Below are 23109 nucleotides of genomic sequence, written 5' to 3' on the forward strand. Positions count from 1 at the left end.
CTGATGAAAAACATTACAATCTTTATTTTTCTATTCACATTTAATTTTTTAGTGGCCCAGAAAAACACCGATAAAACAATTTCAATTGAGTTCAATAACTTAAAAAGAGAGATGATTCTTGAAAAAATAGAAAAGGAAAACGACCTTCATTTCTATTATATAAAAACTTGGCTGGAAGCAGATCAGACACTTCTTTCGGGAAACTACACAAATATAGCTTTAAATGAAATTCTTTCAATTATATTTACTAATACCGAGCTGAATTTTTACATTCAGGACAATAAGATTATATTAACAAAAAACAGTATAATTCACGATAAGCTCCCTAAAGACTATTTCAGTGATTCAAACCAAAATACAGCATCTTCAAAAAGCCCTGTATTCTTCAAACAATTTGATTCAATAAAAAGATCTGAGACAAAAAACACTGACAACATAACGCTGGTAGGCAAAGAATCGATTGCTTCAGAACCAATTACTTATACTCTCTCAGGATATATAAAAGATGTTAAAACAAACAATCCTATTTCAAATACTGTTGTTAAAATAAAAAATACAACTACAAAAACCACAACAGATTCAAACGGATTCTACAGCATTAAGATTTCATCCGGATTGAACACTATTGAAACTGAATCTCAGGATTATAAGAAAATATCGAGAAATATAATGGTTTACAGCGATGGAAATCTTGATTTAAGTTTGAGTGACAACACGAATACTTTAGATGAAGTTTTAGTAAAAGGAAAAAGAAAACTCAACACAAGAACTTCAATAACCGGTGTAACAACTATAGAAGCTGAAGGTATAAAAAACACTCCTCTTGTTTTAGGAGAAAGAGATGTGTTAAAAATTGCTTTGACTATACCAGGAATAAAAACAGCAGGAGAAGGTTCGGCAGGTTTTAATGTCAGAGGCGGTAAGGAAGATCAAAATCTTATCATTTTAGACAATGCTACTTTATATAACCCGGCGCACTTTTTTGGCTTTTTTTCAGCAATAAACCCATATGCAACCAATAAAGTTGACATCTACAAAGGAGGCATCCCTGCTGAGTTTGGAGGTCGTCTCTCCTCTGTATTTGATATTGTAACTAAAAATGGAAATTTAGAAAAAATCTCCGGCGAGGGAGGTATCGGTCCGGTAACAAGTAACATAACAATCTCGACTCCAATTATAAAAAACAAAGCCAGTGTCCTGGGTGGATTCAGAGCAACTTATTCCGGGTGGATTCTAAAAAAACTTGAAGAAAAAGACCTTAAAAACAGTGAGGCTTCTTTTTACGACGGAATCATAAAATACAACCACAAAATAGGTAAAAAAGACAACATAGAAACTACTGGATATTACAGCAAAGATGCTTTCAGCATAACATCTGACTCAATATACAGATACAGTAACCGTTTGATGTCATTAAAGTGGAAACATAATTTCGATGCTAAAAAAAGCAGTGAAACAACATTAACCAATAGTCAGTATAAATTCAACATTGATTATGACTCTCATAATTTAAATGCCTTTGATTACGGCTACAAAGTAACTGACAGCCAGATAACGACAAAAATCATTCACTCTTTAAATGACAAAAACAGATTAACTTACGGTATTAACAGTAAACTTTATTCTATTAATCCCGGTAATTTTAAACCTAAAGACCCTGACTCCGATTTAAACACAATTAACATCGCAAAGGAGAAAGGACTTGAGTCGGCTTTCTTTATAAACAATAATTATAAATTAAACAAAGATCTTTTGATTGATATAGGATTCAGGTATTCTGTTTATATGGCATTAGGGGCATCTACGCAAAGAGTTTATGAAAAAAACCAGCCTAAAAACGACGAAACTGTAATTGGCGAAAAAGAGTTCTCCAATAACGAAATATTTAAAACCTATAGTGGATTTGAACCTAGAATCTCTTTAAGATATATGATTAACGAAGATTTTTCTGTTAAAGCCGGATTTGACAAAACCACTCAATATGTCCATCTTTTATCCAGCAACACAACCCAGTCTCCTTTAGACACATGGAAACTTTCAGACTTAAATGTAAAACCTCAAAAAGGGCAGCAAATTTCATTAGGTCTTTTTAAAAATCTGAATTTTAAAGATTTGGAATTAAGCCTTGAAGGTTATTATAAAAAATCAAACAATATTTTAGATTATAAAACCGGAGCACAATTATTGTTAAACGAAAATATAGAAACCGAATTGCTTCAGGGGAAAGGGAAATCTTACGGCGTTGAATTTCTTGTAAAAAAACAGGAAGGCAAATTAAACGGCTGGTTAGGATACACGTACTCAAGAACATTTATAAAATTAGACAGTCAGTTTGCTGAAGAAAAAGTTAACAATGGAAACTATTTCTCTGCTAATTTTGACAAGCCGCATGATTTCAGTGCTGTTTTAAATTACAAATTCACAAGACGCTACAGCCTTTCAAGTAATTTTGTATACCAAACAGGAAGACCTATAACCTATCCAATCGGCAAATATACCTATGGAAATTCTGAATATACTTTGTACAGTGATAGAAACAAATACAGAATACCTGATTATTATAGGTTAGACATTGGATTCAATATAGAAGGAAACCATAAAACAAACAAATTAGCCCATAGTTTTTGGAGTATTTCAATATATAATGTCCTGGGTAGAAACAACCCTTATTCAGTTTATTTTATCTCATCGAAAGGTGAAATAAAAGCATATAAAACATCAATTTTTGGAATACCGATTCCATCTATAACTTACAATTTCAAGTTTTAAAGAATGAAAAAAATAACACTATTTCTATTTTGCTTTCTTGCTTTCAACTTTTTTTTCACAAGTTGTACAGAACCAATGGCGCTTCAAACCAATACTTTTGAAGAGATACTGGTTGTAGAGTCAATCTTAACAGACGAACTGAAACAACATGAAATTAAAATAACGAAAACATACAAATTTGAAGAGTCAGGACCAAAAGCTGTTTTAAACGCACTCGTTTACATAAAAGATGATTCGGGAAACATCTACCCCTTTTATTACGATGATGGAAAATACATTTCACAGCAGCCATTTCAAGCACTTAGCGGCAGAAAGTATCAATTATATATAACAGCAGAAAACAAGACATATTCCTCAACATTGGAAAAACTGCCTACACAGACTCCAATTGGAGAAGTTACACCTACTCTGACAACGAAAGAAGGAGTAAAAGGTCTTGATATATATGTAAAAAGCTATGACCCCACCAATACTTCAAAATATTACAGATATGAATATGAAGAAACATACAGAGTGGAAGCACCTTATTGGTCAAGCCAGAAAGCAATTGTAACAGGACCGCAATCTATTGATATTAATTATAGAGATTCAGAAGCAAGAGTTTGTTATAAAACTGACAATTCAACTGACATTATTTTAATCAATACCAACAATCAAAGTGAAGACAGGATCAATTCCCCTATTAGATTCATCAGTGACAAAAACCCTATCATTACCCACAGATACAGCATCCTGGTTAAACAATATGTACAAAATTCAGCCACTCACACCTATTATAAAACATTGAAAGAAATTTCAGGATCAGAAGGAACCTTATCTCAAAACCAACCTGGGTTTTTATATGGGAACTTAAAATGTGAAAGTGATCCCAACACAAAAATCATAGGTCTGTTTGATGTATCATCTGTCTCTGAAAAAAGAATTTTCTTTAATTTCAGAGATTATTTCCCAACTGAGGACATACCTCCGTATTTTTATAAATGTGAAGAATTTTTCATGCTTTTTTGTTTCGGCACTTCGCCTGAATGTGTTGGTTTTGACATAATTTATTATTTAAACAGCAATCAGATAGCCTATTTTAGAGGTACCAAACCCAGACTGTATTTTGTAGATACTCCGTGTGGTGATTGTACGTCATTTTCATCAAATATAAAACCTTCATTTTGGATAGATTAAAACATACAACAATACTACTTGTTTCATTAGTTGTGCAGCAATTCTGCATTGCTCAGAACATTGTTTCATTAAACAAAATAAATGAGCTGGACCGTCAAATAAACGAAACCACATTTATCAGCACAAATAAAACAACGTTTATTAGCGGTGAAACAATACTTTTCAAAGTATACTGTTTAAACAAAACTAATTTTTCAAACTCCGGATTAAGCAAAATAGTTTATATCGAGTTAGTAAACTCAGATAAAGAGTCTTTAGTTAAACAAAAAATATTCATGAAAGACGGAATTGGTTTTGGAGATTTTTTCATTCCGGGAAATCTAAAGACAGGCGCATATAAACTCATAGCCTATACAAACTGGATGCTCAATTTTAAAAATGATTATTCACAATCTGACATAACAATAATTAATCCTTACCAGACTAATTCCAAGTACATCAATAATACCGTTGAAAACAAAAAAGATTCAATATTTTCAAAAAACAATTTTATTAATAATGCGGATGAAAGTAATATTGAAATTAACAAACAAAATTTCACAAATAGAGAAGAAGTAAAATTAAAGATCAACTTTAAGAACAACAATCTTAAAAAAGGCAATTACAATATATCAGTATATAAAAAAGACAATTTAGATTCAAATAATGCACCTTTCTTCCAGAAGGATAAAATAATTTCAGAGGAAAAAGCCATAAATCAAAAATCTATAGAAGAGTTAAGTCTGCCGGAAATAAGAGGCGAAATAATTCAAGGCAGAATAATTCCAAAAAATTCCAACGCAACTCTGGAAAATAAAAACGTATCTCTTTCTATACCCGGCAAATCTTTTGCATTCAAAATCACAAAGACAAACAACAAAGGGCAATTCAGCTTTATACTGGACAATGTATATCAAAACCCTAATATATCTGTTCAATTAATTGATGAGGATGCCAATGACTATAGATTGGAAATACTGCCTCAGAAAAAATTTGATTATTCACAAATCCATTTTCAAAGCAGTATACAATTAAACGAATCTTTAAAAGAAGCAATCGAAAAAAGATCTATTGCCAGCCAGATTGAAAATGCTTATTTTTCAGTAAAACAAGATTCAATAATTCCATCTTCTCAACCCGGTCCTTTTTATGGCTTTTTTTCAAAAGAATATCTTCTTGATAATTTTACAAGATTCCGGACTTTAAAAGAAACCATTTTAGAAATAGTTCCTAAAATGTTTGTAAAGCAATCCAACAATAAATACGGAATATACTTGGATGATTACAATCAAGGCGATGAACTTCCTGTTCCCACTCTTGTTTTAGTTGACGGATTATACATTGAGGATATTGATGAATTATTTGAATACAATCCAAAAAACATTGAGAAAATAAATGTTATTTATGGAGGATATGAATATGGTACTAAATTCTTCAATGGAGTAGTATTTTTTACTACAAAGAATAATGACTATGAAAGCAAATCAAAATATGATTTTTTAATAAAACCTGAAATACTAAGACCAGTACTCAACAAAAAATATTATTCTCCAATCTATAAAGATTCAGTTTTATTAAAACACATTCCTGATTTTAGAAATCAATTACTATGGTTAACTGAAGTAAACAACACTGATGCTGAAGTGTCATTTTATACCTCTGATATATCAGGAATTTTCGAAATTGTTTTACAAGGTTTTTCATCAGACGGCGAACCTGTTTCTTTGAAAAAAACATTTGAAGTAAATTAATTTAGTTATTTTGTAACTTTTTTGCAACTCATTACGTATAACCATCAGAACTTAAACTGGAAGGAGAAAATTAATGAGACAGCTTAAAATTACAAAACAGGTTACCAATCGTGAAACCGCGTCATTAGACAAGTATTTACAGGAAATTGGTAAGGTTGACCTTATTACTGCTGATGAAGAGGTAGAATTAGCACAACGCATTAAAGCAGGTGATCAAAGGGCTCTTGAAAAATTGACAAAAGCAAATTTACGTTTCGTAGTATCAGTAGCTAAACAATATCAAAATCAAGGATTAACACTTCCTGACTTAATTAACGAAGGAAATTTAGGACTAATCAAAGCGGCTCAACGTTTTGACGAAACCCGTGGTTTTAAATTTATTTCGTATGCTGTTTGGTGGATTCGTCAGTCAATTCTTCAGGCTTTGGCAGAACAGTCACGTATTGTACGTTTACCGTTAAACAAAATTGGTTCGATAAACAAAATCAACAAAATGTATGCTTTATTAGAGCAATCTAATGAGCGTGCTCCTTCAGCAGAAGAAATTGCTGTTGAGCTTGACATGACAGTTAATGACGTAAAAGAGTCTATGAAAAACTCGGGACGTCATTTATCGATGGATGCTCCGTTAGTTGAAGGTGAGGATTCCAACTTATACGACGTATTGCGTTCAGGGGAATCACCAAATCCTGACAGAGAATTAATCCACGAATCATTACGTACAGAAATTGAGCGTTCTTTGGAAACTCTTACACCACGTGAGGCAGATGTAGTTCGTTTGTACTTTGGTCTAGGTGACCAACACCCGATGACTCTTGAGGAAATAGGCGAAACTTTTGATTTGACCCGCGAGCGTGTTCGTCAGATTAAAGAAAAAGCTATCCGCAGATTAAAACACACTTCAAGAAGTAAAATTTTAAAAACTTATTTAGGATAAGTTAAAGTTTTCTAAAAATTCTTAATTTTGCATCATTATTGAGATTATAATTAGAAAGTTATACACCGCAACAACAGTCTAAGACTGTTCGTTTTTTGATTGATGATTGAAACTCCGGCTGATTACCGGAGTTTTGTTTTTTATATCATCAACCAAAAAACGTTTTTTGATTGCTCCGCAAAAGCTCCGCCAGTTCACTTTGTTCGTGAGATGATTGAAACTCGGGCTGATACAGGAGTTTTGTTTTTATATCATCTCATATTACCAAAAAGAGGAATACTTAAATTTTTCTCTACCTATCCACAAACTAATTTGAATAAAGTTCTTATTCAGAAATTATTTTTTCAAATAAACAAATAACCAAATACACAAATACACTATTTTTGCAGCAACAACACAACAATACCCTTCAAAAATGAAAAACACACTTATTGCCCCTTCAGTACTAGCTGCTGATTTTGCCAATTTACAACGCGATATCGAAATGATCAACTCCAGCGAAGCCGATTGGTTTCACATTGACATCATGGACGGTGTTTTTGTTCCAAATATTTCTTTTGGAATGCCGGTTTTGGATGCTATCAACAAACATGCAAAAAAAACAATAGATGTTCATTTAATGATTGTAGATCCTGACCGTTATATTTCCACTTTCAAAAAACTGGGAGCTGATGTATTAACAGTACACTACGAAGCTTCAACACATTTACACAGAACACTTCAGGCCATCAAAGCTGAAGGAATGAAAGCGGGTGTAGCTTTAAATCCGCATACGAATGTTTCCTTATTGGAAGACGTGATCAAAGACATTGACTTAGTATGCATCATGAGTGTAAATCCTGGATTTGGAGGACAGTCATTCATCGAAAACACCTATAAAAAAGTAAAACAATTAAAAGAAATCATCACCAGAAACGGTGCCTCTACCCTGATTGAAATTGACGGCGGGGTAACCAGCAAAAATGCACAACAACTGGCAGAAGCCGGAGCCGATGTATTAGTTGCGGGAAGTTTTGTTTTTAATGCAGAAAACCCAATTCAGACTATTGCCGATCTCAAAAAGATCACTTCAATATAAGACAATAAAAAAGCGCTGAAATCAGCGCTTTTTTATTTAAAACTTTATATTTCCTGCTATCTGCTGCAGTACAATTTCTGAAATTTTAGCCTGAAATTTAGCACTGCTGTTTCTGGCAATTGCATTGATATAATTTTCCTGCGCATTCCTGAATTCAATCGTAGGAACAGTTCCGATTTTGAATTTATCAAAAGTAATTTCCATATTCTTTCTGGCAATGGCTTCGTTACTTTCTTCCAGTTTTGCCAATTCAACATTCGTAATATAAGTTTGATACGCAGAAGCCAGTTGCGCATTCACAGTCTGTTTTTGCTGTTCTGCCATTAAACTGAAGTTTTCCAACTGAAGCTTTGCTATTTTTTCATTTCGGTTTTGGGAAAATCCATTAAATATAGGCATCGTTGCTGTAACGCCATAATTCAATCCACGGCTTGATGTTGCCGATGTAAAACCTAAACTGCTTTCTGTCTCGACAAAAGTATAACCGGTATTCAACCTTACTGTTGGATATCTGCCGGCTTTCGTTTGTTTTAAATCCAGTTCGGCAACTCGCTTATTGATCAAAGCCAACTGGAGTTGCAGATTTTGCTTTTCCGCCAATGATTTTAATTCGGCCAATTGCAGCTTATCATCCACAATCACATCTTCCGCTACTTGGAAATTAGTCATTAAATCTCTGGCCAAAATTTCATTCAAACGGATTTTGGTTGTTTCATAAAGCTCTTTCTGTCTTAACAATGTAGAAGAATCTGTGTTCAAATCCACCTGAGCATTTAGTACTTCCAGTTTGGCAGCTTTTCCAATCAGGAAACGGTTTTCAGCTGTTTTCAGCCGTTGCTTTGAAATCACAATGGTTGTATCCAATGCTTTAATCAATTGCTGCTGCTGCACCAAATCATAATAGGTAGTCATCACATCGCTTACTTTTGTCAAAACCATCAGTTTTAATTGGACATCACCTTGTTTCTCCAGTTCTTTCAGCTGATCGTAACGGGCAAACATCCTCAATCCGTCAAATACCGTCCATCCCAGATTCACCCCGTACTCCAAACGGTTGTTTTTAGCATTGTCCAATTCCCTGACATCGCCATTTGATTGTGTCTGTTTGGAATTTTGGATACTGTTGTTTTTAGTCAAAGAAGCATTTACCTCCGGCAGCATACCGACATTACCGATACTGTTATTTTCTTTATCAACATTCAGTTCATTCGCTGCAATTCTGATATCATAATTATTTTTCAATGCAATCTGAACCGCCTGATCAACAGTTAAAATATCCTGCGCCATTAATTTCGGAACAAAAAGAAATACGATTATCTGAAACAAAAATTTACTCATCCTCTTATACCTTTTCATACTGTTCAACATTATCAAATTCAGGTCGGTGTTTGCGTTCTCTTGACCACATCAAATAAATCGCCGGAATCACAAACAAAGTCAGAGCCAATGAAAACAACGTACCGCCCACAATCACCACTCCCATCCCGATTCTGCTGGTAGAAGCCGCACCTAAAGACAAGGCAATCGGCAATGCACCTAAAGCAATTGCCAAACTTGTCATTAAAATAGGGCGCAAACGCGATTCGGAAGCTTCAATAATGGCTTCATATTTCGACTTACCCTGTTCACGCAATTGATTCGCAAATTCCACTATCAGGATACCGTTTTTGGTTACCAGACCAATTAACATAACTGTTCCAATCTGACTGAAAATATTCCACGTTTGTCCGAATAACCATAGCGAAAATAATGCTCCGGCAACCGCCATCGGAACCGTTAAAATAATAATAAACGGGTCTATAAAACTTTCAAACTGTGCAGCAAGTATTAAGAAAATCAATAACAACGCCAATCCAAAAGCAAACGAAGTATTCGAGCTGCTTTCCACAAAGTCACGGGACTCACCGCTTAAATCAGTGGTAAAACTATCGTCGAGTACTTTTTCTTTGATACGTTCCATAGCTTCAATACCGTCACCGATACTTTTTCCAGGAGCCAGACCGGCAGAAACTGTAGCCGACATATATCTGTTATTATGGTACAATTGCGGCGGACTGCTTTGCTCTTCCACATGCACCAAATTGTCCAGCTGAATCAATTGCCCTTTGTCACTTTTTACAAAAATTGAAGTCAGATCCATGGGAGCATTCCGGTCTTTTTTATCAAACTGCCCCATCACCTGGTATTGCTTTCCGTTCATCATAAAATAACCAAAACGCTGGCCACTCAAGGAAAGCTGCAGCGTTTGAGCCACATCAATAACTGACACCCCTAAGCTTTGCGCTTTTTCCCTATCTATGGTTATATACACCTCGGGTTTATTGAATTTTAGATTCACATCAGAATTGGAAAATGTTGGATCATTTGACACTTCCTCCATAAACTGCGGAATTTTTTCTTCCAGCTTTTTGAAATTCGGTGCCTGTATTACAAACTGAACCGGCAATCCTCCTCTCCTGTTTACTGCAATGGTTGGTGATTCTGAAACCGAAACTTTGGCTTCAGCATATTGTTTTGTCCATTTTGTCAGTTTTTCAGCTATTTCTTTTTGTGATTTTTCTCTTTCATCAGGCTGGACCAAAGCAATTCTTGCAAAACCACTATTGACAGAAGACGCCCCAAATCCCGGTGAAGTAACAATCAAACTTACTTTTTTCTCGGGAATCGAATCATTAATCAGCTCGGTCAAATCATTCATGAAACGGTCCATATAATCATATGAAGCACCTTCAGGAGCAGTTACCCTTGCACTAAGGAAACTACGGTCGTCATAAGGAGCTGTTTCTTTTTGGAGTACATTAAAGAACAAATAAATCAATCCGAAACATACTATCAAAATCGGAAAACTCAACCATTTCTTTTTCATGAAACCAGTCAGTGCCTCGGCATACCCCGAATTCATTTTCTCAAAAATGGGTTCAGTCAGATTATAAAACTTCGATTTTTTCTGTTCGCCTCCTTTCATTAAATATGCATTCAGCATTGGCGTAAGCGTTAACGATACAAAAGCAGATATCAATACTGCCGCACCAATTACCACTCCAAATTCACGGAAAAGTCTTCCCACGAATCCTTCCAGGAAAATCACCGGTAGGAAAACTGCAGCCAGCGTAATAGAAATCGAAATTACCGCAAAGAAAATCTCATTCGATCCTTTAATTGCCGCTTCAATAGGCGACATTCCCTCTTCTACTTTTTTGAAAATATTTTCGGTTACTACAATTCCATCATCTACCACTAATCCTGTAGCCAGAACGATGGCCAGAAGCGTTAGTACATTCACAGAAAAGCCACATAAATACATAATAAAAAATGTAGCAATCAGGGAAACCGGAATATCAATCAATGGACGGAAAGCTATAGCCCAATCTCTGAAAAATAAATAAATAATCAACACCACCAGAATTACCGAAAGCAGTAAAGTCTCTGCTACTTCCAATACGGCTTTTTTTACAAAAACGGTGTTATCAATGGCTATATTGAGTTTGAAATCTTTCGGCAAGTCTTTCTGCAGTATATCATATTGCTCGTAAAACTTCTCGGCAATATCCAGATAATTGGTTCCCGGCTGCGGAATAATGGCCATACCAATCATTGGCTGACCGGAATCTGACAATTTTGTTTCCAGATTTTCAGCTTCCAAAGCCGCTTTACCAATATCGCTGAAACGCACTATCTTGTCGCCTTCAGCTTTAATGATGATGTTATTGAATCCTTCCTCGGTTGAAATATTACCAATGGTTTTTACGGTAAGTTCCGTATTGGCGCCGGTCAGTTTCCCGGAAGGCAGTTCTACATTTTGTTTATTCAGAGCCGAACGCACATCGGCTACGGTACATCCATACGAAGCCAGTTTATTCGGATCGATCCATAAACGCATGGCGTATTTACGCATTCCCCAGATTTGCACGCTGCTCACACCCGGAATAGTCTGCAATCGCTGTGAAAGCACATTATCTGCATAATCTGTCAGTTCCAGTACGTTTTTGTTATCACTCTGAACGGTCATCGTGATGATAGGCTCCGAGTCAGCATCTGCTTTAGAAACAACCGGAGGTGCATCAATATCCTGCGGTAAACTGCGGACAGCCTGTGAAACCTTGTCGCGTACATCATTAGCCGCTTCCTCAAGATTTTTATCCAAATCAAATTCAATTGTAATACTGCTTCTTCCCTGACTGCTGGAAGATGAAATATTGCGGATTCCATCTATTGAATTCACCGCTTTCTCCAAAGGCTCCGTAATCTGCGACTCAATGATATCGGCATTCGCTCCGGAATAATTGGTCTGCACCGAAATCTGTGCAGGGTCAATCGATGGGAATTCCCGCACTCCCAAAAAGGTATAACCGATAATCCCGAATAAAATCAACATTAAGTTGAGTACTATCGTTAAAACCGGTCTTTTGATGCTTAAGGTAGATAAACTCATAGCAATCTTATTTTATGTTAACCTTAACCGGTGAATCGTCTTTTAATGTCATTACCCCGCTTGTTAAAACAGTGTCACCCGCTTTCAATCCGGAAAGCACTAAAACATCTTTATCTGTTCTGGTTCCTGTTTCCACCATAATCTCTTTGGCTTTGCCATTAACAGAAACGAATACTTTTTTCCCGTTTTGAACAGGAATCAAGGCCTCTGTAGGCACCAATAAAGCATCATTAATATTGTCGAGCGGTAAAGAAACATTGGCAAAAGTTCCCGGGATCAATTTCCCATTTGGATTTGGAGACAACGCACGCATTTTTAATGTTCTGGTTGTTTCTTCAATTTCAGGTTCTATAGCATATACTTTGGCCATAAATTTTTCTTTGGAACCGGATATTGTGAATGAAAGAGATGTATTCACTTTTATTTGTCCTGCATACTTTTCAGGTATTGAAAATGTAATTTTTACCTGACTGGTATTTACAAGATTCACCACAACGGTTGTTGGCGTGACATACGTTCCTTTTGAGATATAGCGCAAACCGATCTTCCCTGAAAACGGTGCTTTTACAGATGTTTTTGCGATTTGAGCCTGAATTAATTGGGTTTGTGCCTGCGCAGAACGGAATTCGGCACTTGCTATATCGTATTCTTCCTGACTGATGGCTTCTTTTTGCAGCAGCAATCTGGCTCTTCTCTCATTCTCAGAGGCTAAAGTCTGTTTTGTTCTGGCCTGTGAAAGCTGGGCACGAAGTTCCAAATCATTTATTTTGAACAACTGCTGTCCTTTTGAAACGAAGCTTCCTTCCTGAAAATTAATACTTTCAACCACACCGGAAACTTCGCTGCGGATTTCAATTTGTTCGTTAGCTTCAATCGATCCGGAAAGCGATAAATTGTCTGAAAAAACCTGAGGTTTCAATACAATTCCCGAAACTTTAGAAGGTTTTTTGTCTCCTCCTCCATTTTTGCCTTTTCCGTTTTCCTCATCTTTGGCACTGTTTGCAGTTATTCTGTAAAAAATCATGCCACCTAAAATAACGGCCAAAAGCAGGTAAATTATATGCTTGAATTTCATAATACGAGTGTAATTTTATGTCAATTTTGGGTTTATCAACAAAACTACTCGTTATTTAGCTATCTCCCTTAACGATTAAATTTTATTTAACATTAATTTTAGTATGAAACTCAAGACTCTCTGTAATTTATCATTCTTTTTACATGCAGATACAGCTCTGGAAATTCTCTTTTGAATACCTCCGGAGTTTCAAAAAAATTCTCCAGAATCACTGCAATGAATTCAACTTCGTTTGTAAAGGCATATCTTCTGAAATAGTGGGAATGTATTATTTTTTCTTTCAAATTATCGTCAGCCAGCTGTCTTTTGAGCTTTTGGAAATTTTCCACATAAATATTGGCCGAAATAGTTTTGGTTTTTACACTTTGAAAATGAAGCGTATGGGAAAACTCATGCAGCCCCAGATTTAAATTATCGTTTGAAACTTCCAAGCCATCTTTAAAATGCTTCCAGGAAAAAACAAGCGCTTTTAATTTAGGATTGAATTCTCCTTTATGATACGTTTCATTTTGTTCAGAAAAATAGATATCAGGATATAAAATGATTTTATCAAAAACTTTATATCTGGGATTTCGCATACCAAAAGTCAGCATAGTTGATGTACCGGCTATCAGAACTTTCATTTCATCAGTAATTTCAAGATTTTCCCTTCCGTAGAAATTATATGTTCTTATGAAATGTGCGACTCTGTACTCAAAATATTTTTTTCTTTTTTGAGAAAGACTTCTGTAAAACTGAAAATTATTGTGGATGATTAACTGTTGGGCATCGGTCAGGGTTTTAGGAAAAACATAAAAATGCACAAAGAAAGGTTTATGAAAAAATTTTCCATAGATGAATTCTGAGGTTATCAGAAGATGCACTAAAGCAAAAAGCAGAAAAACAGATCCTAAGATTAGGGCAGTTCTTAAATCTTGTTCAGGTGTCATGAGGCATTTATTGTTCTTACGAAGATACTTAAGTAAATTTCTTATTCAAAGTTTCATACTGAATAAAAGAATCAGAGCCTGACAAAATTTAAAAAAACTTTTTTCCGAAAAATCTATTTAATCCTAAAAACAAAAAAACATCAAGCGAGCCTGATGTTTTCCAATAAATAGAAATCTTTAAATATCTATTTTATCTTACAAATTTAAATGTGACCCCATCGGGATTCGAACCCGAATCGTCAGAACCGGAATCTGATATTCTATCCAATTGAACTATGGAGCCTTTTATATTTTGGATTTTTAGATTATTAGATCTTTAGACAACTAGACATCAAACAATCTAAAATTCTAAATTATGCTAAAAGCTTTTTCACAACATTAGAGATGGTTTTTCCGTCAGCCTGACCAGCTAATTCTTTTGACGCTGCTCCCATCACCTGCCCCATAGCTGCCATGCCTGAGAAACCGCCTTCGGCAATAATTTTCGCGACAGTCGCTTCTACTTCCGCTTCTGACAGCTGCGCAGGAAGAAATTTTTCAATTACTGCTACCTGTGCAATTTCAGGTTCAGCCAAATCAGCACGGTTTTGTTCTGTATAGATAGCAGCTGAATCTTTACGCTGTTTTACCAAACGCTGTAATAATTTAATTTCTTCATCAGCAGACAATCCTTCCTTAGCACCGCTTTCTGTCTGCGCTAATAAAATTGCCGATTTTATTGCTCTTAATGCTTCCAAAGCTACTGTATCTTTAGCTCTCATCGCATTTTTCATTTCGTCCATTATTTTTGCTGATAAACTCATAATGATATTAGATTTTAGAATTTTAAATTCAGTTCTTTAATTTTTTGACATCCTAAACAGTCCGACTTTTAGAATCGAAATGCGAAATTAAAAAAATAACCCGAAATTGTGGTATAAATTCCGGGTTATAACATTGGGTTATGTTTGTTTTAATTAATCTACATTATCATGCAGGAAAGAATTGTTAGAACGCAATTGGATATCATCATTACTATCAAATCCTAATGACATTCTAGATTGATTGTTTTGAATAGGATTATTCGTTACATCAATCCCCATTCTTTTATAAGCCGGAACTTTTTCATACTCATCAACACGAGCTGCATTGTTGTGAAACTTATAATTGAAATCCTTCATTTTACGGCGACGCTCTTCTGCTCTTAAACGTAATGACTCTTCAATTGACATTTCAACCGGAGATACCTCATTAACCGTTTGCTGGAATTGTGGTTCTCTTACCACCGGCTCTTTTACAGGCTCAGCGACAAAAGATTGTACCTGCTCTGCCTGTTTTATAGTAATATTCAATTCCTCTGGAATCTTTTCTACAACAGGTTCAGGTTTTCTTGATTGAACAAACTGATTTTCAACCTCCATGTACTCCTCTAATGAATGCTTAATCACACCATTTTGAGAAACTTCTGTCACAGGAACAAACTGAACCGCTTCATTAACCTTGATATCTTTGATTTCATTAGTTAAATCAAAAAACATTCTGTCAGCATTTACCGTTTCCTCTTTCTTAGCAAGCGGTAAATCAAATGTAAATGCCATTTGATCCGGTGTACCAACAACAAACTGCGGATCTACCACTTCAATTTCTTTTACTTCAGGTGCTGTAAAATAGAAATCATTATTTTTTATTTGGTTAGCCGAAACAATCTCAAAAGTCACATCAATATTTTTGATAAACTCTGATGTAGGCACTAAATCCATAGTTGGAACAACTGGTTTAGCCGGTGTCTCTTCTTCTAAAGAAAATACGATTTTCTCTTCTACTGCCAGGGTTGAAGGAATTTCAGCCACAGGCTGTGCCGGAGCCACTTTTGATGAAAAATCAAATCCTTTAGCCTCGAATTTCTGCGTTAAATTGTGAACCAGTTTTTGTTCATCCTCTAAAGCGTGAATGATTTTTCTAGGTTCTGTATTAACAATTTCTGCCTGTTGCTCCACACAAAATCCAGTTGCAATAATCGTTACCGCAATTCTATCACCAAGGGTTTCGTCTTCACCAACCCCCATAATGATATTTGCGTTGTAACCTGCTTCTGTTTGAATATGATCGTTGATTTCTCCAATCTCGTCAATAGTAATTTCATTAGTACCGGAAACGATAAGCAACAAAACGTTTTTAGCACCAGTGATTTTATTATCGTTTAACAACGGAGAATCCAAAGCGGCCACGATAGCATCTTTTGCTCTGTACTCTCCATCAGCCATTGCAGACCCCATAATAGCCGTACCGCTATTAGAAAGTACTGTTTTAGCATCTTTTAAGTCGATATTTTGAGTGTAGTGGTGTGTAATAACCTCTGCAATACCGCGGGAAGCTGTTGCCAACACTTCATCGGCTTTTGAGAAACCGGCTTTAAAACCTAAGTTTCCGTAAACTTCTCTTAACTTATTATTGTTTATAACGATTAACGAATCAACCTGACGGCGAAGTTTTTCTACCCCCAATAAAGCTTGCTCAGAACGGATTTTTCCTTCGAACTGAAATGGGATAGTAACAATACCTACCGTTAAAATATCTCTTTCTTTAGCCAGTTGTGCAATAACAGGTGCTGCTCCAGTACCTGTACCACCACCCATACCGGCAGTAATAAATACCATTTTAGTATTTACATCAAGCATTTTTTCAATATCCTCGATACTTTCCAATGCCGCCTGATGTCCTACGTCAGGGTTTGCCCCTGCTCCTAATCCTTCTGTCAAGTTAACCCCCAATTGGATTTTATTAGGCACTGAACTGTTTTGCAACGCCTGAGAATCAGTGTTACAAACAATAAAATCAACCCCTTTAATCCCCTGCTTAAACATGTGGTTGATGGCATTACTACCACCGCCACCTACGCCAATAACTTTGATCACATTCGATTGATTTTTTGGTAAATCGAATGAAATACTTCCAAATTCTGAGTTGCTTTCCATACTATTTGGTTTTTTAGTTTTGCTTGTATTACTATTAACAACAATCGATTACTCGGCGTTGTCTAAAAAATCTTTAATCTTATCAATATATTTATCTATAAACGATCTGCGGATCGTTTTTTCTGTAGTTCTGGAGTCTTCTATTTTTGCTTCTTCCAAAACTTTTTCAGCCTGCTCCTGAATAACTTTTTGTTCTTCAACCGATGGTTTTTGAACTAAAACCGGTTCAGGAATAAAATCTTCTCTAGGAACAGCACTTATGGTATTGTTACGGACACTGTTCATTAACAATCCCACAGCAGTAGCATATAACGGACTCGAAATTTCTTCATTTGAATTACCCGCCAAATGCTCGTTAGGATACCCTATACGCGTATCCATACCTGTAATGTATTCTACCAACTGTTTGATATGTTTTAACTGAGAACCTCCTCCTGTCAAAACAATACCTGCGATTAATTTTTTACGCGGATCTTCATGTCCATAAGTCTTAATTTCGGCATAAACCTGCTCAATAATTTCCACTACACGGGCATGGATAATTTTTGACAAGTTTTTAAGCGAAATTTCTTTTGGTTCACGACCACGTAAACCAGGAATAGAAACAATTTCATTATCTCTGTTTTCACCCGGCCAGGCAGAACCAAATTTTACTTTCAGTAATTCTGCCTGTTTTTCGATGATTGAACAACCTTCTTTAATATCTTCAGAAATTACATTTCCCCCAAAAGGAACCACCGCCGTATGACGAATAATCCCATCTTTGAAAATCGCTAAATCTGTTGTTCCACCACCTATATCTATCAAAGCAACACCAGCTTCTTTTTCCTCCTGGCTTAAAACCGCATCAGCTGAAGCCAATGGTTCTAATGTAAGCCCGGACAAATCCAAACCAGCGCTTTTTATACATCTTCCTACATTACGAATAGAAGAAGCCTGTCCCACAACTATGTGAAAACTTGCTTCTAAACGTCCGCCATACATTCCAATAGGTTCTTTTATTCCGCCCTGACCGTCAATTTTAAATTCCTGCGGCAAAACATGAATAATTTCCTCACCGGGAAGCATAGGCAATTTTTGTACCTGACCTATTAAAATATCAATATCCTTCTCGCTGATTACCTCCTCAGCATTAGGACGGGAAATATAATCGCTGTGCTGAATACTACGGATGTGCTGTCCGGCAATACCCACCACTACGTCTTTAATTTTATAACCAGAATCTTCCTCTGCAAGCTCTACCGCCTCTTGGATTGACTGTATGGTTTGGGTTATATTATTTACCACACCACGGGCCACACCAAGACTCTTAGCTTTGCCGACACCTAAAATTTCGAGTTTTCCGTACTCATTTTTCTTCCCGATCATAGCAACGATTTTTGTCGTTCCTATGTCAAGACCTACTGCAATTTTCTCTCTTTCCATACTCAGTTATTTGGCACAGACCACTTGTGTTGTATATTTCAGATTAATCGATTTATACGAACCCAACAAAGTGTCCTGCACTGCTTTTTGAAAAAACGCCTTATAGTTGTCAAACTTTCTCTCCATGTTAATGGTTCTTCCGAAAATTATATCATAACTATAATTTCTATTCTTCATAATAATGCTTCCATCCGTCTTAATTTCCATTCCGATGATGTTTTTTTTCAAAAAATCATCCTCATGTATAAGCTTCAAAAGTGCCACAAAATCCTTGTTATATGAGTTATTGATATCTCCATAAACAAGCGGAACTCGCGCACTAAAATTGTCCGACAAAGGCATCTTACTTCCCTTATAATCAATATAAAAAGAAGCTGCATTGTTAAAAACTCGAGCGATAGGGGTCTTTTGGGTGACTACGGTTTTTAACCTACCATCAACACTCAGATATACCTCAGAGCGGTCTATCAGACTGTGTTTGTTGATAGTTTCCTCAACCTTATTCAAATCTAGCCCAACTTTAGCAATCGTGGAAGAGCCACCAAAATTTTCTATCAACAAGTTATTAACCATTTCCGGTGTGATAAAAGGGTTGTCTGCATCCAAAATTTCCACAGTAGGTTTTGCAATTTTCCTGTCTCCGTTTCTTTTTGAAGTAAACGAATACAAGAAAACCACCACTCCGAAAATGGCAATCAACTGAATATTTATCAACCAATTTTTACGCATCCAATGCTTTTTTTATTTCCGGTACCATTTCACCCACATCTCCCGCTCCAACTGTTACAATAACCGGAGCATCTGATGCTTTTAACAATGATATCAATTCTTCTTTCTGAACCAATTTTTTATTTGGATTATCCATTTTATCCAGCAACCACTGCGAGGTAACTCCCGGCATAGGCAACTCGCGTGCAGGATAAATCTCCATCAGCAAAACTTCATCAAACTGCGACAGACTTTTTGCAAAATCATCGGCAAAATCTTTTGTTCTGCTAAACAAATGCGGCTGAAAAACAGCCAACACTTTTTTTCCGGGATACAGCTCACGAACCGCTTGATGCACCGCGTTTATCTCTGTTGGATGATGTGCATAATCATCGATATACACAAAATCCGGTTTTCTTATCTGGAATGAGAAACGACGTTTTACACCTTTAAAGGTTGCTAACGCCTTGACTATGGAATCGGTTGGGGTTCCGTATGTTCGAGCCATAGCCAAAGCAAGCAACGCGTTTGTCAGGTTATGTTTTCCCGGTAATCCAAATTTTATATCTTTTATTTCTTCCGAAGGTGTTGTTACATCAAAAACATACCATCCGTCAATAATCCTAATATTATGCGCAACAAATTTTGAATCATCATTTACCCCCACAGCAATCCCATCAAGAGGTAAACCATTGATTACAAATAAATTATTCTTATCCTCAACTTTAGCAGCGAATTCTTTGAAAGAAGCTTTTATAGAAGCATCATCACCGTAGATATCGAGATGATCAGCATCCATTGAAGTCACGCAGGCAATATTGGGGTGCAAATGTAAAAAAGATCTATCAAATTCATCGGCTTCTACGACAGTAATTGTTTTACCGGTACCAATTAAATTTGAATTGTAATTTTCAACAATACCTCCCAGAAAAGCAGTAACATCCAAACCACTTTCATACAAAACATGACCTAAAATACTGGAAGTCGTAGTTTTACCATGTGTTCCAGCCACTGCAAAACAGAACGTATCTTTAGTAATAATCCCTAAAACTTCAGCACGTTTTTTTATCGTGAATCCATTTTCTTTAAAATAATCCCATTCTGAAAGCTGTTTTATCGCCGGCGTGTATACTACCAATGTATTTTCCACCTTACAATCTTCCGGAATATATTTAACATCATCTTCAAAATGAATAGCAATACCACCCGCAATCAAATCATCAGTAAGCATAGTAGGTGTTTTATCATAACCCATTACTTCTTTACCAATAAATTTAAAATAACGAGCCAATGCACTCATTCCGATACCTCCGATACCGATAAAATAAACGTTCTGTATTTGGTTTAGATTCATTTTAATTTCAAATTTCAATTTCAATGGCAATATCAAATTTCAATGTCAATTTCAAATATTATTGTCTTTACAAATTGTTATTGCAATTGTTTATTGTCATTGCTATTTATTTGTTAACTAATTTCATTATTTCATCTACAATTTGCTTAGTCGCATTTGGCAAGGCTAAAGCTTTTATATTTTCGCTTAAGCTTTCCTGCTTACCTTTATCATTCAATAAAGTTTCAAATACAACTTCAAACTGTTCATCCAATTCATTTTCTTTTAATAAAATGGCGCCGTGTTTATCTACTATAGCCTGGGCATTTTTAGTTTGGTGATCTTCGGCCACATTAGGTGACGGAATAAAAACCACCGGTTTTCCTACCAGACACAATTCGGATACTGATGAAGCCCCTGAACGGGATATCACAACATCTGCTGCTGCATACACCAAATCCATTCTATCAATAAATGCAAGCACCTGAACATTTTCTTTATCATTAAAATGTTTGTATTCCTCAAAATACAGTTTCCCGCATTGCCATATAATCTGAATACCCTGCGATAACAACCAATCTAATTCTTTAGCTATTAATTGGTTGACACGTCTTGCACCTAAGCTTCCTCCTAACACCAAAAGTGTTTTTTTAGAAACGTCCAACTTGAAATAAGTTAAGGCTTCATCTCTTTTATCATTTACAGAAAGTAAATCCTGACGAACAGGGTTTCCTGTCAATATCAAATTCTCTTTCGGAAAAAAACGTTCCAGATTTTCATACGCCACACAAATCTTATTGGCTTTTTTACTCAGCAACTTATTTGTAATTCCCGGATACGAATTCTGCTCCTGAATAACCGTTGGAATTCCCAACATTGAAGCAACTTTTAAAACCGCACCACTTGCAAAACCTCCGGTTCCAATTACCACATCCGGTTTAAAACCCTTGATAATTCCAAATGATTTCATCAAACTCGATGCCAGTTTCAATGGAAACATAGCATTCTGCAATGTTAATTTTCTTTGAATACCCGCAATCCACAGACCCTTAATAGGATAGCCTGCCTGAGGTACTTTCTGCATTTCCATTTTATCATTCGCACCTACAAAAAGTATTTCAGACTGAGAGTAACGGGATTTAATTTCGTTAGCAATCGCAATCGCCGGATAAATATGTCCGCCGGTTCCTCCTCCGCTGATTATGAATTTTGGATTTTCTTTCATGCTTATTTATTTAAAACTGCATTCATAGGATTATTCAATTCTTCAATGGAATAATCTTCATTGATTTCGGCTTCGGTTTTATTTTCTTCAGCCAATTCTTTATCTATCAATCGTTGCAGAGCCTCTTCTCTTTTTAGCTTTTCTTCATTTTCCTGCGCAATTTCCTCTTCTTTTTTAGTTACATTCAAAATAATTCCAATGGCTGCACAAGTCATCCAAATGGAAGTACCTCCACTACTTATTAATGGTAATGTCTGCCCTGTTGTAGGCAGCAATTCGACTGCTACACCCATGTTTATAAATGCCTGAAAAATGATTGGAAAACCCAAACCGGCGACCACTAATTTCCCAAAGAGTGTTGGCGCTTTGTAGGACGCAATTATAAACCGTATAAACAGCATCAGATACAGGAAAATAATAGCAAAACCTCCTGCCAGACCAAACTCTTCAATAATAATGGCAAAAATAAAATCGGATGACGACTGGGGAAGAAAGTTACGCTGTACGCTCTTTCCCGGCCCCAGACCATATATACCACCGGTTGCTATAGCTGTTTTTGCCTTTTCAATTTGGTAATCCTCGTCAGGATCCGACTTATCCGACATGAAATTATCGATACGGCTCATCCAGGTATCTACACGGTTAGGAAAGGCGTCAGGAAAAGCTTTTACCAATACAATAAAAAACAAAGCCGCTCCAAGTCCCATTCCCAAAATTATCGCGCTGTTTATTATAGGATACCGGCCAATAAACGTCAGTATCATCACCATGGAGAATATTAGTGCGGCTGTGGAAAAGTTGGCTGGAAATATTAATCCTACAGTAACAAAAACAGGAATCCATAATGACACAAACGATTTTTGAAAAGTCATTTCTTCGATTTCTGTTTTTGATAAATAACGGGCAACATAGATATACAATGTCATGGCTGCAAATGCAGATGGCTGGAATGAAATCCCTAACGGCAACTGAATCCAGCGGCTCGCATTGGCTCCTTCTATAACTGTACCCTTAAACAGGGTATACAACAACAGCACCCATGTTAACGGCAACAAGATTCTGGATAAACTTCTGAAATAATGATACGGAATTTTATGCGCTCCATACATTATTGAGAAACCCAGTAATAAATGCAGAAAATGCTTTAGCAGATACACTAAGGTATTCCCTGTCCCTCTTCCCAAATATGCCAAATTACTACTTGCACTGTACACCGGCATAAACGAAAACAACGCCAAAAGGGACACGAAGGTCCAAATGACTTTATCTCCTTTTAAGTTATGTAGTAATTGTTTCATTTTTCTCCGCTTTAAGCCTTAAGCAATAAGCTTTAGACCG

16 protein-coding genes and 1 tRNA gene are annotated in these 23109 nt (G+C 36.1%); 5 read left to right on the forward strand and 12 right to left on the reverse strand.

Annotated elements, in window-relative coordinates:
* Positions 1-3 precede the first annotated feature (3 nt).
* The 5 genes from EZM65_RS10460 (at position 4) to rpe (ending at position 7690) form a co-directional block, all read left to right on the forward strand.
* On the forward strand, positions 4-2769 hold the full coding sequence (locus tag EZM65_RS10460; protein WP_136668508.1) for a carboxypeptidase-like regulatory domain-containing protein: 2766 nt from the start codon (positions 4-6) through the stop codon (positions 2767-2769).
* A gap of 75 nt (positions 2770-2844) precedes the next feature.
* On the forward strand, positions 2845-3945 hold the full coding sequence (locus EZM65_RS10465; protein WP_248574854.1) for a DUF4249 domain-containing protein: 1101 nt from the start codon (positions 2845-2847) through the stop codon (positions 3943-3945).
* Entirely contained in the window at positions 3933-5675 is a 1743-nt protein-coding gene (locus EZM65_RS10470) for a hypothetical protein (protein ID WP_136668510.1), read from the forward strand. The genes EZM65_RS10465 and EZM65_RS10470 overlap by 13 nt, the downstream gene beginning before the upstream one ends.
* A gap of 73 nt (positions 5676-5748) precedes the next feature.
* On the forward strand, positions 5749-6612 hold the full coding sequence (locus EZM65_RS10475) for an RNA polymerase sigma factor RpoD/SigA (protein ID WP_136668511.1): 864 nt from the start codon (positions 5749-5751) through the stop codon (positions 6610-6612).
* A 415-nt stretch (positions 6613-7027) separates the two neighbouring features.
* Positions 7028-7690, forward strand: a complete 663-nt coding sequence (gene rpe, locus EZM65_RS10480; protein WP_136668512.1) for a ribulose-phosphate 3-epimerase — start codon at positions 7028-7030, stop codon at positions 7688-7690.
* Between the two features lie 36 nt (positions 7691-7726).
* Here rpe and EZM65_RS10485 read toward each other — a convergent pair whose 3' ends face one another.
* From EZM65_RS10485 to EZM65_RS10540, 12 genes are all read right to left on the reverse strand, one after another.
* Complete coding sequence (locus EZM65_RS10485; protein WP_136668513.1) at positions 7727-9028, reverse strand: TolC family protein; 1302 nt, start codon at positions 9026-9028, stop codon at positions 7727-7729.
* Positions 9029-9032: 4 nt separating this feature from the next.
* Complete coding sequence (locus EZM65_RS10490; protein WP_136668514.1) at positions 9033-12122, reverse strand: efflux RND transporter permease subunit; 3090 nt, start codon at positions 12120-12122, stop codon at positions 9033-9035.
* A 7-nt stretch (positions 12123-12129) separates the two neighbouring features.
* On the reverse strand, positions 12130-13197 hold the full coding sequence (locus EZM65_RS10495; RefSeq protein ID WP_136668515.1) for an efflux RND transporter periplasmic adaptor subunit: 1068 nt from the start codon (positions 13195-13197) through the stop codon (positions 12130-12132).
* A gap of 110 nt (positions 13198-13307) precedes the next feature.
* Positions 13308-14126, reverse strand: a complete 819-nt coding sequence (locus EZM65_RS10500) for a zinc-dependent peptidase (RefSeq protein ID WP_136668516.1) — start codon at positions 14124-14126, stop codon at positions 13308-13310.
* Between the two features lie 210 nt (positions 14127-14336).
* A tRNA-Arg gene (locus tag EZM65_RS10505) sits at positions 14337-14409 on the reverse strand.
* 70 nt (positions 14410-14479) lie between these two features.
* Entirely contained in the window at positions 14480-14929 is a 450-nt protein-coding gene (locus tag EZM65_RS10510; RefSeq protein WP_136668517.1) for a GatB/YqeY domain-containing protein, read from the reverse strand.
* Between the two features lie 153 nt (positions 14930-15082).
* Complete coding sequence (gene ftsZ / locus EZM65_RS10515; protein ID WP_136668518.1) at positions 15083-17080, reverse strand: cell division protein FtsZ; 1998 nt, start codon at positions 17078-17080, stop codon at positions 15083-15085.
* 48 nt (positions 17081-17128) lie between these two features.
* Positions 17129-18505: a cell division protein FtsA gene (ftsA, locus tag EZM65_RS10520; protein WP_169051697.1), complete on the reverse strand. Its 1377-nt coding sequence runs from the start codon at positions 18503-18505 to the stop codon at positions 17129-17131.
* A 6-nt stretch (positions 18506-18511) separates the two neighbouring features.
* Positions 18512-19234, reverse strand: coding sequence for a cell division protein FtsQ/DivIB (locus EZM65_RS10525; RefSeq protein ID WP_136668520.1), 723 nt, complete (start codon positions 19232-19234; stop codon positions 18512-18514).
* Complete coding sequence (gene murC, locus EZM65_RS10530; RefSeq protein WP_136668521.1) at positions 19227-20567, reverse strand: UDP-N-acetylmuramate--L-alanine ligase; 1341 nt, start codon at positions 20565-20567, stop codon at positions 19227-19229. Before murC ends, EZM65_RS10525 begins: the two co-directional genes overlap by 8 nt.
* 106 nt (positions 20568-20673) lie before the next feature.
* Positions 20674-21771 (reverse strand): undecaprenyldiphospho-muramoylpentapeptide beta-N-acetylglucosaminyltransferase, encoded by a 1098-nt coding sequence (gene murG, locus EZM65_RS10535; RefSeq protein ID WP_136668522.1) that lies wholly within the window; start codon positions 21769-21771, stop codon positions 20674-20676.
* Between the two features lie 2 nt (positions 21772-21773).
* The gene (locus EZM65_RS10540) at positions 21774-23069 is read right to left on the reverse strand and encodes an FtsW/RodA/SpoVE family cell cycle protein (protein ID WP_136668523.1); all 1296 of its coding nucleotides are present in this window, start codon (positions 23067-23069) and stop codon (positions 21774-21776) included.
* Between the last annotated feature and the right edge of the window lie 40 nt (positions 23070-23109).

This window comes from Flavobacterium sp. H122 (genome assembly GCF_004959765.1).
Classification (GTDB): domain Bacteria; phylum Bacteroidota; class Bacteroidia; order Flavobacteriales; family Flavobacteriaceae; genus Flavobacterium.

Coding starts and splice junctions, on each gene's coding strand:
- EZM65_RS10460 (WP_136668508.1), top strand. CDS start 4: ATGAAAAACATTACAATCTTTATTTTTCTATTCACATTTAATTTTTTA.
- EZM65_RS10465 (WP_248574854.1), top strand. CDS start 2,845: ATGGCGCTTCAAACCAATACTTTTGAAGAGATACTGGTTGTAGAGTCA.
- EZM65_RS10475 (WP_136668511.1), top strand. CDS start 5,749: ATGAGACAGCTTAAAATTACAAAACAGGTTACCAATCGTGAAACCGCG.
- rpe (WP_136668512.1), top strand. CDS start 7,028: ATGAAAAACACACTTATTGCCCCTTCAGTACTAGCTGCTGATTTTGCC.
- EZM65_RS10485 (WP_136668513.1), bottom strand. CDS start 9,028: ATGAGTAAATTTTTGTTTCAGATAATCGTATTTCTTTTTGTTCCGAAA.
- EZM65_RS10490 (WP_136668514.1), bottom strand. CDS start 12,122: ATGAGTTTATCTACCTTAAGCATCAAAAGACCGGTTTTAACGATAGTA.
- EZM65_RS10495 (WP_136668515.1), bottom strand. CDS start 13,197: ATGAAATTCAAGCATATAATTTACCTGCTTTTGGCCGTTATTTTAGGT.
- EZM65_RS10500 (WP_136668516.1), bottom strand. CDS start 14,126: ATGACACCTGAACAAGATTTAAGAACTGCCCTAATCTTAGGATCTGTT.
- EZM65_RS10510 (WP_136668517.1), bottom strand. CDS start 14,929: ATGAGTTTATCAGCAAAAATAATGGACGAAATGAAAAATGCGATGAGA.
- ftsZ (WP_136668518.1), bottom strand. CDS start 17,080: ATGGAAAGCAACTCAGAATTTGGAAGTATTTCATTCGATTTACCAAAA.
- ftsA (WP_169051697.1), bottom strand. CDS start 18,505: ATGGAAAGAGAGAAAATTGCAGTAGGTCTTGACATAGGAACGACAAAA.
- EZM65_RS10525 (WP_136668520.1), bottom strand. CDS start 19,234: ATGCGTAAAAATTGGTTGATAAATATTCAGTTGATTGCCATTTTCGGA.
- murC (WP_136668521.1), bottom strand. CDS start 20,567: ATGAATCTAAACCAAATACAGAACGTTTATTTTATCGGTATCGGAGGT.
- murG (WP_136668522.1), bottom strand. CDS start 21,771: ATGAAAGAAAATCCAAAATTCATAATCAGCGGAGGAGGAACCGGCGGA.
- EZM65_RS10540 (WP_136668523.1), bottom strand. CDS start 23,069: ATGAAACAATTACTACATAACTTAAAAGGAGATAAAGTCATTTGGACC.